At 74.4% G+C, this 12,889-nt stretch carries 13 protein-coding genes; 6 read left to right on the top strand and 7 right to left on the bottom strand.

The features are described 5' to 3' along the window. Positions 1-133 precede the first annotated feature (133 nt). Positions 134-1,582 (bottom strand): MATE family efflux transporter, encoded by a 1,449-nt coding sequence (locus ABTY56_RS01845; RefSeq protein ID WP_350625441.1) that lies wholly within the window; start codon positions 1,580-1,582, stop codon positions 134-136. A gap of 153 nt (positions 1,583-1,735) precedes the next feature. Between ABTY56_RS01845 and ABTY56_RS01840 the strand changes: the two genes are divergently transcribed. After that, complete coding sequence (locus tag ABTY56_RS01840; protein ID WP_350625440.1) at positions 1,736-2,287, top strand: PadR family transcriptional regulator; 552 nt, start codon at positions 1,736-1,738, stop codon at positions 2,285-2,287. A 213-nt stretch (positions 2,288-2,500) separates the two neighbouring features. Next, the gene (locus ABTY56_RS01835; protein WP_350625438.1) at positions 2,501-3,370 is read left to right on the top strand and encodes a class I SAM-dependent methyltransferase; all 870 of its coding nucleotides are present in this window, start codon (positions 2,501-2,503) and stop codon (positions 3,368-3,370) included. A gap of 58 nt (positions 3,371-3,428) precedes the next feature. Here ABTY56_RS01835 and ABTY56_RS01830 read toward each other — a convergent pair whose 3' ends face one another. Beyond that, the gene (locus ABTY56_RS01830) at positions 3,429-4,823 is read right to left on the bottom strand and encodes an MFS transporter (RefSeq protein WP_350625436.1); all 1,395 of its coding nucleotides are present in this window, start codon (positions 4,821-4,823) and stop codon (positions 3,429-3,431) included. A 122-nt stretch (positions 4,824-4,945) separates the two neighbouring features. Between ABTY56_RS01830 and ABTY56_RS01825 the strand changes: the two genes are divergently transcribed. From ABTY56_RS01825 to ABTY56_RS01810, 4 genes are all read left to right on the top strand, one after another. Further along, positions 4,946-6,025, top strand: a complete 1,080-nt coding sequence (locus ABTY56_RS01825; protein WP_350625434.1) for an Lrp/AsnC family transcriptional regulator — start codon at positions 4,946-4,948, stop codon at positions 6,023-6,025. A gap of 194 nt (positions 6,026-6,219) precedes the next feature. Next, entirely contained in the window at positions 6,220-7,107 is an 888-nt protein-coding gene (locus tag ABTY56_RS01820; protein WP_502893005.1) for an isocitrate lyase/PEP mutase family protein, read from the top strand. After that, a complete protein-coding gene (locus ABTY56_RS01815) occupies positions 7,104-7,421 on the top strand; it encodes a hypothetical protein (RefSeq protein WP_350625432.1) in 318 nt (105 codons plus the stop codon). Before ABTY56_RS01820 ends, ABTY56_RS01815 begins: the two co-directional genes overlap by 4 nt. A 95-nt stretch (positions 7,422-7,516) precedes the next feature. Continuing rightward, positions 7,517-8,569 carry a bile acid:sodium symporter family protein gene (locus ABTY56_RS01810; protein ID WP_350625430.1) on the top strand — a complete coding sequence of 351 codons (1,053 nt, stop codon included), beginning with the start codon at positions 7,517-7,519 and terminating at the stop codon, positions 8,567-8,569. Here ABTY56_RS01810 and ABTY56_RS01805 read toward each other — a convergent pair. The 5 genes from ABTY56_RS01805 to ABTY56_RS01785 are packed head-to-tail and all read right to left on the bottom strand — an operon-like array spanning position 8,535 to position 12,849. Continuing rightward, positions 8,535-9,095: a hypothetical protein gene (locus ABTY56_RS01805; RefSeq protein WP_350625428.1), complete on the bottom strand. Its 561-nt coding sequence runs from the start codon at positions 9,093-9,095 to the stop codon at positions 8,535-8,537. The genes ABTY56_RS01810 and ABTY56_RS01805 overlap by 35 nt on opposite strands. A 31-nt stretch (positions 9,096-9,126) precedes the next feature. After that, entirely contained in the window at positions 9,127-9,786 is a 660-nt protein-coding gene (locus ABTY56_RS01800) for a ribonuclease FAU-1 family protein (protein ID WP_350625426.1), read from the bottom strand. After that, the gene (locus ABTY56_RS01795; RefSeq protein WP_350625424.1) at positions 9,783-10,625 is read right to left on the bottom strand and encodes a hypothetical protein; all 843 of its coding nucleotides are present in this window, start codon (positions 10,623-10,625) and stop codon (positions 9,783-9,785) included. The genes ABTY56_RS01800 and ABTY56_RS01795 overlap by 4 nt, the downstream gene beginning before the upstream one ends. Then, entirely contained in the window at positions 10,622-12,424 is a 1,803-nt protein-coding gene (locus tag ABTY56_RS01790) for a GMC family oxidoreductase (RefSeq protein ID WP_350625422.1), read from the bottom strand. The genes ABTY56_RS01795 and ABTY56_RS01790 overlap by 4 nt, the downstream gene beginning before the upstream one ends. Continuing rightward, the gene (locus ABTY56_RS01785; RefSeq protein ID WP_350625420.1) at positions 12,421-12,849 is read right to left on the bottom strand and encodes a hypothetical protein; all 429 of its coding nucleotides are present in this window, start codon (positions 12,847-12,849) and stop codon (positions 12,421-12,423) included. The genes ABTY56_RS01790 and ABTY56_RS01785 overlap by 4 nt, the downstream gene beginning before the upstream one ends. Positions 12,850-12,889 lie beyond the last annotated feature (40 nt).

Raw genomic sequence — 12,889 nt, 5'->3', positions numbered from 1 at the left:
GGCACAGCCGAGGCACGGCCGAGCACGGCCGCCGGGTGCCCGCACCCGGGGTGGGCCCACGCCCGGGGTGGGCCGCGCGCGACCGCTCGGTGAACGTCCTTGCCGGCAGGCGTCATTCGACCGGTCGGAGCGCCTACGGCTCGTCGGAAACCGCCGGGAGTGACGTCGGTGCGGGCTTCGACGTCGACGTCGGCTTCGGCATCGAGTTCGGCATCGAGTTCGCCGTCGGCTTCGAGTCGGGCGTCGAGTTCGGCGTCGGCTTCGAGTTCGGCAACGGCGGTGGCGTTGCCCGGCGGCGGGTGAGGGCGGCGAGCAGTACGAGCTGCAGCGCCGCGCCCACCGCCGGTCCGAGCCACACGCCAGACACCCCCAACGGCCCCGACAGGGCTGCCGAGGTGGCGAGTTGGGCGCCGAGGCCGAGCAGGACGGAGAGCACGACCGGGCGGCCGGCACCGGCCGCCTGGTACACGCCGCCGAGGGCCACCACCAGTGCGTACGGGAGGAGGTAGAGCGCCGCCATCCGCAGGAACCCGACGGACTGCGCCGCCACCGCCCGGTCGTCGGTGAAGAGCGCGGCCAGCGGGGCGGCGAGCGTCGCGGAGAGCAGCGCCGCAACGGCGCCGACGAGCGCGGCGAGGCGTCCGGTGTCGCGGCTCAGGGCGCGCAGCGCGCCGCCCTCCCCCGCGCCGGTGAGGCGGGCGGCCTCGATCGCCGCGGCCTGGCGCAGCGCGTAGAAGGCCATGGTGACGACGAGCAGCACGCGGTAGCCGACCCCGTACCCGGCCACCGCCGCGACGCCGAAGCCCGCGACCAGCCCGAGCTGGGTCGTGCCGACGGCCATCCGGGCGGTGAAGTCCAGGCCGAACGGCGCTCCCGCGCGCACGATCCGCACCGCCGCCGCCCGCGCTCCCCTGGTGGCGTCGGCCGCACCCGGCCGCGGCCGTTCCCGCTGTCGCCCCCGCAGTCGCAGCGTGACGGCGAAGGCGATCGCCCGCGAGGCGGCGAGGGCCGACGCCGCGCCCGGTACACCCAGGGCGGGCAGCGGACCGGCACCGAGGATCAGCAGGGGGTCGAGGGCGAGCAGCAGCGCGTTGGAGAGCAGGGCGATCCGCATCGGGGTACGGGTGTCGCCCGCGCCCTTGAACAGTTCGTCGGCGACGCGCTGGGCGAAGAACAGCGCGAAGGCCGGGAAGGCGACGGTGAAGTACTCGGCGGCCCGGGCGGCGGCCTCGCCGTCCAGGAAGGCGCCCGCCAGCCGGTCGCGCAGCAGGAAGCCGGGGACGGCGAGCGCGAGGCTGCCGGCGGCGCAGAGCCGCCAGGCTGCGCGGGTGGTCCGGGCGGCCTCGGCGTGGTCGCCCGCGCCGAGGGCGTGGGAGAGCCGGACGCTGGTCCCGGAGCTGACCACCAGGACGAGCCCGAGCAGCAGGTTCTCGACGGTTCCGGCCAGTGTGACGGCGGCGACCGCGGCCCCGCCGAGGCCGGCCACCCAGAGCGTGCCGATCACCGAGGCGATCACTCCGGACAGCAGTTCCGCATAGACGGGTACGGCGAGCGCCGTGAGTCGGGACGTGTGCCCGCGCATTGGTTCCTCCCCTGTTCCGCCGTCACCCGGCCCCGGGCCTGCCCGGCCGGAGGCCTGGACGGCAACCTCGATGAGAGATACATCGTTTCGAGGTACATCGGCAAGAGGTAACATGACGCTCCACCGGGCGCACTCCGACGGAAGGGCTTCGACGTGCTGACCCTCGCGATCCTCGGCTTCCTGTACGACCAGCCGCTGCACGGCTACGAGCTCAAGTCCCGGATCACCGGCCTGACCGGCCACGTCCGCCCGGTCAGCGACGGTGCGCTCTACCCCGCCATAGCGCGGCTGGAGAAGGCCGGCCTGCTGTCCCGCCGCACCGAACCGGGCACCGGCTCCGCGCCGCGCCAGACCCTGGAGCCGACCGAGGCCGGCCGGGCCGAGCTGCTGCGGCGGCTGGCCGACCCGGAGCAGGCCGAGATCACCGACCAGATCCGCTTCTTCACGCTCATCACGTTCCTGCACCACCTCGCCGACCCGCCCCGCCAGGCCGCCGTCCTCCGCCGCCGCCTGGCCTTCCTGACCGCGCCGACCAGCTTCTTCTACGACGGCGACGGCCGGCCGGTCACCGCCGAACGGGAGCCCAACCCCTTCCGGCGCGGGATGCTGCTCGTCGCCCGGGCGTCCACCGCGGCCGAGCTGGCCTGGCTGGAGGAGACCATCGCGGAGCTGGAACAACCCGGACTGTCCGGACGGCCCCGCTAGCCGCAGCAGCCCCGGAGACCCCGGTGGCCCTGCCGACCCGGCAGCCCCCGCGGCCCCGCTCGCTCGAACGGTCGAGCGAACAACCGGAATACGGTCGTTCCGCACCTGGTTCCACCGGGCCCCGGCGTGGCTATGATGATCCGCCTCACGACCTCGGCGTCCCCTCCGCGGCGTGACCCGCCACCGCGCCCCGCCGTCCCCCTGGAGGCCGCCGTGCCCACTGCCGAGACCGCAGCCACCCGTCCCGCGCCGCTGAAGCGGGACGACATCCCCGGCTGGTTCTTCAGTCTCGATCGGGCCGCCTTCGGCCACCTGCTGTCCAGCCAGAGCTCGGCCGGGGTCACCGGCGACATCCTGGAACTCGGCAGCTACCTGGGCCGCAGCGCCGTCCTGCTCGGCGACCACCTGCGGCCGGGCGAGCGGCTGACGGTCTGCGACCTGTTCGACTCCGAGGCGGACGACGACGACAACGCCGCCGAGATGACCATGTCCTACCGCAAGACGCTGACCCGCAGCGCCTTCGAGTCCAACTACCTGGCCTTCCACCCCGAGCTGCCCGAGATCGTCCAGGCCCCCACCTCGGTACTGGCCGACGGCCGGATCCCGGCGGGCAGCTGCCGGTTCGTCCACGTCGACGCCTCCCACCTCTACGAGCACGTGGCCGGAGACATCGCCGTGGCACGGGCCGCGCTCGCCGAGGACGGCCTGGTCGCCCTCGACGACTACCGCTCCGAGCACACCCCGGGCGTCTCGGCGGCGGTCTGGGAGGCGGTCTTCACCGCCGGGCTGCGCCCGGTGCTGCTCACCCCGATGAAGTTCTACGGCACCTGGGGAGACGCCGCGGCCGCCCGGCAGGTCCTGCTGGAACGGGACTGGCGGGCCGAGGGCTACACGGTGGACGAGGACACCATCGCCGGGAGGCCCGTACTGCGCCTCAACTACCGGGTCAAGGCCCCCGTCCACCGCTCCGCCCCGCGCCGGCTGGCGCTGGAACTGCTGCCGCCGGTCGCCACCAAGGCGACCCGCCGGATGCTCCGCACGCTGCGCGAGCGGCGCGCCACCCCGCCGGTGCCGAGCACCTGAGCCCCGACCGGGCCGCAGCCCTCACCCCGGCCGGAACCGACCGGCTCCCGCCCGCGCCTCAGCGCGGGCGGACGGGCGTCGGCGCCGGCTCCACCGTCGGTAGCGGCGCCGGCAGTGCCCTCGGCACGAACACGTAGGCGAACACCGCGCCGATGAGCCCGGCCGCCGCGGCCGCGACCAGCACCCGGGTCAGGCCCTCGGACGGCTCCCCGCCGCCCTGCCGGAACAGCACGCCGAAGGCCGCGACGCCCAGGGTCTGCCCCAACTGACGGAAGGTCGCCATGACGCCGGCGGCCGCACCCGCCCGCTCCGGCGGCAACGCCGCGAACACCGCCGCACCCATCGCCGGGCCCGTCAGTCCGACGCCGACCCCGGTCAACGCCAGCCCGGCCACGAGCGAGGCGGCGGAGGATCCCGCCCCAAACCCGGCCTGCAGCGCGCAGCCGATCCCGCTCAGCAGCAGACCGGTGCCCAGCACGGCGCGCGGCGAACGGCCGTGCAGTCGACGGCCGCTCACCAGCGAGGTGACGAAGGAGGCAAGCGCGAGCGGCATCAGCGCCAGCCCGGCGCGCACCGGCCCGAGGCCCGGACCGGACTGCAGCCAGATGGAGGTGTAGACAAGCGCCGCGAAGGCGGCAGTGGCCGCGACCACACACGTCAGCACGGCCGAGAAGGACGCCCGGGTGAACAGGCGCAGCTCCAAGAGCGGTGCGGGGCTGCGCAGTTCGACCCGGACGAAGACGGCCAGCGCGATTCCGGCGACGGCCAGCAGGCCGAGCACGCCCGCCGAGGTCCGACGTCCCTCACCCAGCAGCGACAGGGCGGAGGTCAGCGAACCCGCGCACAGGGCGAAGGCGAGTGCGCCCGGCAGGTCGACGCGGGCGCCCGTGGTCCGACGCCCCACCGGCACCGGCAGCACCCGCCGGGACAGGACCGCCGTGACGGCGACGAGCGGAAGGTTGAGGAAGAAGACCGCACGCCAACTCGCGTACTGGGTGAGGACTCCGCCGAGCACCGGGCCCACCGCCGCAGCCAGCCCGGTCACCGCGCCGAAGGCTCCCATGGCCCGGCCCAGGTCGGGCCCCCGGTAGCCGGAACCGAGCAGGGCCAGGGCGGTCACCGCCATCGCCGCGCCGCCGACGCCCTGCACGCCGCGGGCGGCGATCAGGATGCCCGTGTTCGGAGCCAGTCCGCAGGCCAGCGAGGCGGCGCCGAAGACCGCCAGACCGAACAGGTACACCGTGCGCGCACCGTACCGGTCGGCCACCGCTCCCACGGTGAGCATCAGCACGGCCAGCACCAGCGTGTAGACGTCGACCACCCACGGCATCACGGACACCGGGGCGTTCAGCCCCGACCCGATGTCGGGCAGGGCGACGGACAGCACCGTCGTGTCCAGCAGGAACAGGAAGGTGCCGAGACAGACCGCCACCAGCGGCCACCACTTGTGCACGGGGCTTTCCTCCGCAGAGCTTGTTCGGAGAGGTACTTCGGACGCACTCACCGTCCGGCTCGGGGCCATCGGCCCGCCACGCATACCTCCGAAGGCTGCGGGAACTGGCACACTGGCGGCCCATGAAGACGGATACCGTCACGCTGGACGAGACCGACCGCGCCCTGGTGCACGCGCTGCAGATCGACGGGCGGGCCCCGTTCCGCCTGATCGGCAAGGCTCTCGGCGTCTCCGAGAACACCGCCGCCCGCCGCTACCGCCGCCTCCGCTCGGCCGGGGTCCTCCGCGTGGTGGGCGGGCTGAACGGCGCCCGCCTCGGGTACCACGCCTGGACCATCCGGCTGCAGTGCACGCCCGACGCGGCCACGGCCATCGCCGGGGCCCTCGCCACCCGGGCCGACACCGCCTACGTCCACCTGCTCTCCGGCGGCACCGAGATCTCGTGCACCGTCCAGACCTCGACCGCCGACGAGAGCGAGGTGCTGCTGCTGCACAAGCTTCCCCGGACCGGCCGGATCACCGCCGTCTCCGCCCACCTGCTGCTCGACAGTCATGTGCTGCCGAACAGTTGGGCCGGGCCGGCCCGGCTCGGCCCGGATCAGGCCGCGCTGCTCGCCCCGCCCGTCGAGGCTTCCGAGCCCGTCGAGGCTTCCGAGCCCGTCGAGGCTTCCGAGCCCGCCGACGCTGCCGACGCCTCGGGTGCGTCGGACGCTGCCGGGCTCTCGGACGCTGCCGGGCTCTCGCTGGGGCCCGCCGACCGCCCGCTGCTCGACCTGCTGGCACGGGACGGACGGACGGGCCATGCCGAGTTGGCCGTCGCGACCGGCTGGTCCGAGTCCACCGTGCGACGCCGGCTCGCCCTGCTGCGCGCGGCCGGGGTGCTGACCCTGCTGGTCGACGTCCCGCCCGCGGCGCTCGGCTTCCGCGCCGAGGCCCGGCTGTGGATGTCCGTACGGCCCGCGCGGCTCGCCGCCACGGCCGCTGCGCTGGCCGGGCATCCGGAAGTGTCGCTGGTGGCCCACACGACCGGGCCCACCAACCTGCTCGCGGCCGTCAACTGCCGGGACTCGCCGCACCTCGGGCGCTACCTGAGCACCCGGATCGCCGCGCTGGACGGAATCCGGGCGATCGAGACGGCACCCGTCATCCGCACCGTGAAGCGCGCGGGCGCGCTGCTTCCGTTCGACCGCCGGGCTCGGTGAGTCTGCGCTTTCACGACCATGTGAGACGTGACGCCTTTTACGACATTCCTATTGTCACCATCCATTCACTCCAACGGGGGAATCTCCTTTAAAGATTTGCCCACGGAACATTAAAGGGCGCATAGTGATGACACCTCAGTTTGGTCTAGCGGACACCAAGTTCAGGCAAAGTCATCCCAGGTGAGGAGAAGGCCTTGTTCCACGGAACCACGACGGCGGGCACCCCCGGGCAGCGGCTCCGGGCGGAGATCGCGGGCGCCGGCACCACGCCCCTGATCGGCGTCTACGACATGTACTCGGCCTCGATCGCGGCCGAACACTACGACGGCATGTTCGTCTCCGGGTTCGGCTTCGCGGCCTCCTACTACGGGCTGCCCGACATCGGCTTCATCGCCTGGCCGGACATGGTCGGCTTCGTCGAGCGGCTGCGCGGCGCGTTCCCCCGGCACCACCTCCTGGTCGACATCGACGACGGCTACGTCGATCCCGAGGTGGCCTGCCACGTGGTGCGCCGGCTCGAACGCATCGGCGCCTCGGGCGTGATCCTGGAGGACCAGAAGCGGCCGCGCCGTTGCGGGCACGCGGACGGCAAGCAGGTCCTCCCGCTGGAGGAGTACCTGGAGAAGCTGGAGCTCGTCCTCGCCAACCGGACGGACCTCGTGGTCGTCGCCCGGACGGACGCCACCGAGGAGGACGACATCCTGCGCCGCGCCCGGGCGCTGGCCGCCACGGACGCGGACGTGGTGCTGGTCGACGGCGTGCGCAGCGAGGAGTGGATCCGCCGGATCCGCGCGGTGGTCGGCGACAAGCCGCTGCTGTTCAACCAGATCGCCGGCGGCAAGTCCCCCCGGCTGTCGCTCTCGGAGCTGACGGAGCTGGGGGTGGACGTGGCCATCTACAGCACGCCGTGCCTGTTCGCCGCGCACCGGGCGATGGAGGAGGCGCTGGCCGGCCTGAAGGTCGCCGACGGGCGGCTGCCCGCGTCCGCCGGGGAGAACCGGCAGATCGGCGTGCGGGAGTCCACCGAGCTGCTGGAGCGGAACATCTCCCGCTCCCGGGGGCTGACGGCGGTGACGGCATGAGGGCGGGGCGGCGCGGGCCCGCACCGCCCTCGACGGCGGCCGTCCTGCGGGCCGGTGCGCTGGGGGTGGCCGGAGCGTGCGCCCTGCTCGCGGCCGGCGCCGCACCCGCGGCGGCAGGCGGCTCCCTGATCTCCGTCGTGGACAACTCCAACGCCGACTCGTGGCTGGAGGTCGACCGGACGGCCAATCTCCAGAACGGCAGCGGCTCGGCGGGCAGTGACCACGACGGCGCGGGCTCGCTGGTAGGCGGCCTCCTGGGTCCGGCGCCGTCGGCCGGGCCCGCACGCCGCCAGGTGACGGGGGGCGGTCCGTGACCGACCGTCCGACACACTCGGACCAGCCGGAGCGACCGCCCGGGCAGAACCGGTTCGGCCAGAGCCGGTGCGGCCGGCGCCGGCACGGGCCGGGCGTGCGCGTGCCGGTGCCCCGGTGGCTCGATCCGTACGTGGCGGCGTTGGCCGGGACGGTCGGCCTGGCCGCGCTGTTCCCGGCCTCGGGCGGAGCGGCGCGGGTCGCCGAGGCGGTCTGCGACCTCGCGGTGGCACTGCTGTTCTTCCTCTACGGCGCCCGGCTCTCGACCCGCGAGACGCTGACCGGTCTGCGACACCTGCGGTTGCACGGGCTGGTCCTGGCCGCCACCTTCGTCCTCTTCCCGCTGTTCGGGCTCGCCACCGCGCTGCTCACCCCGGTGCCGCTGAGCGGGCAGCTGCAGACCGGGGTGCTGTTCCTCTGCCTGGTGCCCTCGACGGTGCAGTCCTCGGTGGCGCTCACCGGCGCCGCCGGGGGCAACGTCCCGGCGGCGATCTGTGCGGGCACCTACTCCAGCCTGGCGGGGCTGGTCCTCACCCCGCTGCTGGCGGCCCGGCTGTTGGGCTCGCACACCGAGCTGTCCGCCGACGGACTGCTGCGGATCGGGCTGCAGCTCCTCGCTCCGTTCCTGCTGGGGCAGGTGCTGCGGCCGTGGATCGGCGGACTGCTGGCCCGCCACAAACGGGCGCTGACGCCGGTGGACCGCGGTTCGATCCTGCTCGTGGTCTACACGGCGTTCAGCGCGGCGGTGGTCCAGGGCATCTGGCGCCTGGCCACGCCGGCCGCCCTGCTCGGGCTCGTCGCGGTGCTGCTCGCCCTGCTCGCCGCCGCTCTGGCGGCCACCGCGCTCGGGGCGCACCTGCTGGGGCTCGACCGGTCCGCGAGCATCGCGGCAGTGCTGTGCGGTTCGCAGAAGAGCCTGGCCAGCGGCCTGCCGATGGCCACCGTCCTGTTCGGGTCGCAGGCGGGGCTGATGGTGCTGCCGCTGATGCTCTACCACCAACTGCAGCTGGTGGTCGGAACGGTCCTCGCCGGGCGCTGGTCCCGGGCACCGGCACCGGCCGCAGCCGCGGGTCGGCCCGTCGCGCAGCAGGCCGACGGGCAGGCGCCGGCCGCGCTCACCGGTCCGGGCGTGCCGCCAACGCCCGGGTGACTCCCCGGCGCAGCCGGGCCGAGGCCCCGGGCAGGTGCGCCAGCCAGTGCAGCCGCTCGGCATTGGGCTCCGGCCTCCGGGCCAGTTCCAGCACCGCCGCGTAGGGGCGCGCGTCCTCCCTCAGCCGCACGGCCAGGAGATCGATGAACCCGTCCAACGCCTCGCCTGTGAGGGCGGGGTGGGCGGCGATCAGTTCGAGCAGTTGGTTCTCGTTCGAGGTGGTGTTGCGCCGGACGGACAGCGAGACCAGCAGGTCGGTGGGCGTGGCGGCGTTCCTGGCAATCGCGTGCCAGACGAACGGGTACAAGCCCTGGGCCAGCCGGCGCAACACGTCCGGGTTCGAGGTCCGTTCGGCCAGCCGCCGGTAGTCTCCGCCGTCGTGCAGGTGGTTGAGAGCCTCGATGTCGTCCATCGCGTCCATCGCGTCCATCGCGTCCGCGGCGTTCACCGAGGCGCTCGCCGCGGTGCCTGCCGTGTCCACGGTGCCCGTCGGGTCCGCGGTGCCCGTCGGCTTGGTGTCGTCCATGTCGAGGCGTGACCCTAGCAGGCCCGCGGACTCACCCCGCAGGGGTGCTGAGGGTCGCGGCCGACAGGACGGGCAGCGAGCCAGGGAGCGGCATCGTCCAGGCGTCCGGAGCCGGGGCGAACGGTCCGCTGCGGTCGAGGAGTTGGGAGAGGGCGGCCTCACGGGCACGCTCCACCTGACGGTGGGTGGCCTCGTCGATCAGACCGAGGCGCCTGGCCTGGGCGTACTCGTCCTCGTCCTTCCAGGTGTGCGTCGTCAGATCGGGGGTGATCACCAGGTCCAGAAAGAGGTCGAGGGTGTCGATGCCGATGGCCGTCCGCCGGTGGGGACGCTCGAAGTTGACGTACCAGCGCAACGGCCGGCCCTCGGGCGTCAGGAAGCGGTGCACGCTGTACGGCTCGCCGGCGACGAACCGGCTGAGCACCACGGTGTCGCGCCAGATCCAGTGGTCGAGTTCCCACTGGCCGGCGGCGAGGTCGTCGATGCCGCGCTTGCGGACCGCGACATCGCCCGCCCGCCGCGAGGTGGTCCAGCTCGACGGGGCCAGCATCGCGGTGCCGGGGCGGGCGGTCAGGGTCAGGGTGGTGCCGTCGTCCGCGAGGACGGTGTACGGCATGGCCGTCCAGACCCGGCCGTAGGCGATGTCCCGGCGGACGGCGGTGCTCCCGGGAGTGAAGCGCTCGGCGGTCACCGGACGTAGTAGGCCCGGTTGTGGGCGGCGACCGGCGGGGACTGGTAGGTCCAGACCCCGGCGGCCGGGGCGTCGGCGATCAGGTGGGCGAGGTCGCGGGCGGACTCCTCGGCGGGGTTGCCGAGGTCGAGCCGGACGCGCTCGGCGGTGCGGTCGTCCAGGGCGTAGTAGCGGTAGGGCTGGTACACGTTGAGCGGACCGGCGAGCAGCTTGCCCTCCTCGTCGGTGCCGTAGCCGGTGATCGGGGTGTTGTTGACCGTTTCGGGGGTGAGGCCGACCAGGTTCACGTCCAGGGCGAGGAGTTCCTCGTCCTGGCGGTCCAGCCCGTCGGGCCCGAGGGTGGCGCGGCGGCAGGTGACGGCCCAGCGTTCGCGCACGGCGGGCGCGTTGAGGGAGGGCAGCGTGGTCTCGAACCAGCCCGGGTGCTTGGGCTCGGCGTAGAGCCGGCGCCCGGCGTCGATGGCCAGCGGGTTGTCGCAGAGCACGTGCAGTCGGGCGATGCCGAGCAGTTTGGTCTGGTCGTAACCCCGGGCGTACTGGCCGTAGTTGACCACCGGGATCCGGTCCTCGGCGAACACCGGGTGGGCGATCAGGTTGATCTCCAGCTCCTGGGTGATGCCGCCGCCGTTCGGGTACTGGGCGAAGTAGAGCTGGTAGTTGAGCGACACGCAGGCCCCGCCGTCGAAGGCGGCGACGTTCAGCCCGGGGTGGCGCTTGCCGAGCAGTTCGCGCGCCCGCTCACGGTCGACCAGGTAGTCGACACCGATGTTGTGCAGCGCACCGTAGTGGAACGGCAGGTGGTACGGCTCAGGTACGGGCGGCAGCGGCAGGCCGGTCATGAGGTCTCCGGGGACGAAGGAGGTTCGGGGGTACGGAAGGAGGGGACCGGGGACGTCACCGGGGCGGGCCGGTGCAGCTCCAGGAGGTCCCGGTGCATCCGCTCGGCGCTGCGCAGTGCGAGCGCGGCCATGGTGAGCGACGGGTTGGAGGTGCCGAGGGAGGGCATCGAGCCGCAGCCGACGGCGTACAGGTTGGGGTGCTCCCAGCAGCGCTGCCAGTGGTCGACCACGGAGGTGGCGGGCGAGTCGCCCATGATGTGGGTGCCGCCGGCGTGGCCCGCGCCCCGGTAGCCGTGGACGGCTCCCCGGTGTTCGAGCCGACCGGGCCAGCCCTCCGCCGGGTAGGCGGTGTGGTCCTCGGCACCCAGCACGGCGAAGAGCTGGTCGGAGACGGCCCGGGCGGAGGCCATGCCCTCGCGGACGTAGTCGGAGAGGTCGTAGCGGACGGCCGGGGCGGGGAGGCCGAGCGGGTCCCGGCGCTCCGGGTCGAGGGTGACCCGGTTGGCCGGGTCCGCGGGCTGCTCCAGCTCGAACTGGAGCGAGAACTGACGGCCGAGCCGGTCACCGAGGCGCTCGCGCAGTTCCTTGCCGCGCAGTCCGCCGGCGAGCAGCGCGGCGGCCTCCGCCTCCGGCGCCCGGCCGGCCCAGGACCAGCCCCAGTTGCCGATCTCGATCCGGAACGGCGCCCGGCGGTCGCGGCCCGGACCGAAGCGGAAGGCCTCCAGGCCGCTGGTGGAGCCCGGTCCCCGGTAGGGGCCGACCGGGCGGGGCATCAGGCCCCAGGTCAGCAGGGCCGGGTGGTCCATGAGGTTGCGCCCGACCTGGTCGCTGCCGTTGGCCAGGCCGGACAGGAGCAGCAGCCGGGCGTTCTCGATCGCGTGCGCGGCGAGCACCACCAGGTCCGCCTCCACCCGGTGGGTGACGCCGGCGGACCGGTACTCGACGGCCCCGGCCCGTCCGGTCCGCGGGTCGGCGAGCACCCGGCTGACGACGGCCTCGGTGCGCAGTTCGACCCCGGCCGCCCAGCGGGCCTGGGTGCGCAGCGGGGTGTACTTGGCGCCGGTCGGGCAGGCCGGGACGCAGCCGGCGCTGCCCGCGCAGAGCGGTCCCTCGGCGGAGCCGGGGCGGGTCGGTGTCCCGTTGCGGGCGTGCGGGGTCGCGGTGACGGAGAGTCGGGCGGGGCCGGGCACGGCGGGGTCGCGGACGGTGCGGCCGTCGAGGGCGTCGGCGAGCTGCCGGTCGAGGAAGCTGGCGGGGATGGCGCGCATCGGGAAGGCGTAGTCGTCCGGGATGGGCAGTCCGACGGCGCTGCGCTGCTCCTCGGCGTCGGCGGCGACGCCGAGTTCGCGCTCGGCGGCGCGGTAGTGCGGCTCCAGGTCGTGGTAGCCGATCGGCCAGTTGCGGCCGTGCCCGAGGTCGCCGGTGCGGAAGTCCTCGGGGTGCATGCGGGGAGTGAGTCCGGTCCAGAGCAGGCCGGTGCCGCCGTTGGCGCGCAGGTAGCCGCTGGCGTAGGGCAGCGGCCCGTACTGGCGGAGGTGGCCGGTGGCGGTGAAGCCGCCGCCCGGCAGTCCGGTGAGGTCGGTGACGTCGGGTGACGGCGCCTCGGGGCTGTGCGGGTAGGGCGAGGTGGGCGGGCCGCCGCCGGCCGCGCGGTGGGCGGCGGAGGTCTCGGCTCCGGTGGGCGCGGCCCGTCCGGCCTCCAGGACGAGCACCCGCCAGCCCTGCGCGCCGAGGCGGTGGGCGACCAGCGAACCGGCGAAGCCCGCGCCGACCACGACGGCGTCCCAGCGCGCGCTCATCGGCCCTCTCCGCCTCGGGGCGCCCCGGCCCGGGGGTGCCCGGCCGTGGGTGTCCCGCCCGGGGGTGCCTCGGCCCAGCTGCCGTGCCCGGGCGCGGCGGCGCCGGGCGGGGTGGCGCGGAAGGTCCGCCAGACCAGGCCCTGGTCGTGGGCGCGGGCGGAGCTGGGCGCCTCACCGGGCCAGGCGCCGACGTACCAGAGGTGGACGAGGGCATGCTCGTCGCGGACCCGGTGGGCCAGCACGGTGCGGTGGTGCTCGTCCGCCATGCCGGTGGCGCGCAGCTCGGGCACGTCGAATCCGGTCAGCTCGGCGCAGACGCGCAGGAACTCGTCCGGGTCGGCCAACTCGTCGGCCTCGTCGGCCTCGACGGGGTCCCAGCACTCCGCCAGGTCGTAGTCGGCCGGAAGGTCGTCGGACAAGGACACGGGGGCACCCCCACGATCGGCAGCGGCTGGCCGGGGAATG

Origin of the sequence: Kitasatospora sp. NPDC097691 (assembly GCF_040302665.1) — a bacterium.
GTDB lineage: Bacteria > Actinomycetota > Actinomycetes > Streptomycetales > Streptomycetaceae > Kitasatospora.
This window is presented reverse-complemented; position numbering and strand designations above follow the sequence as displayed.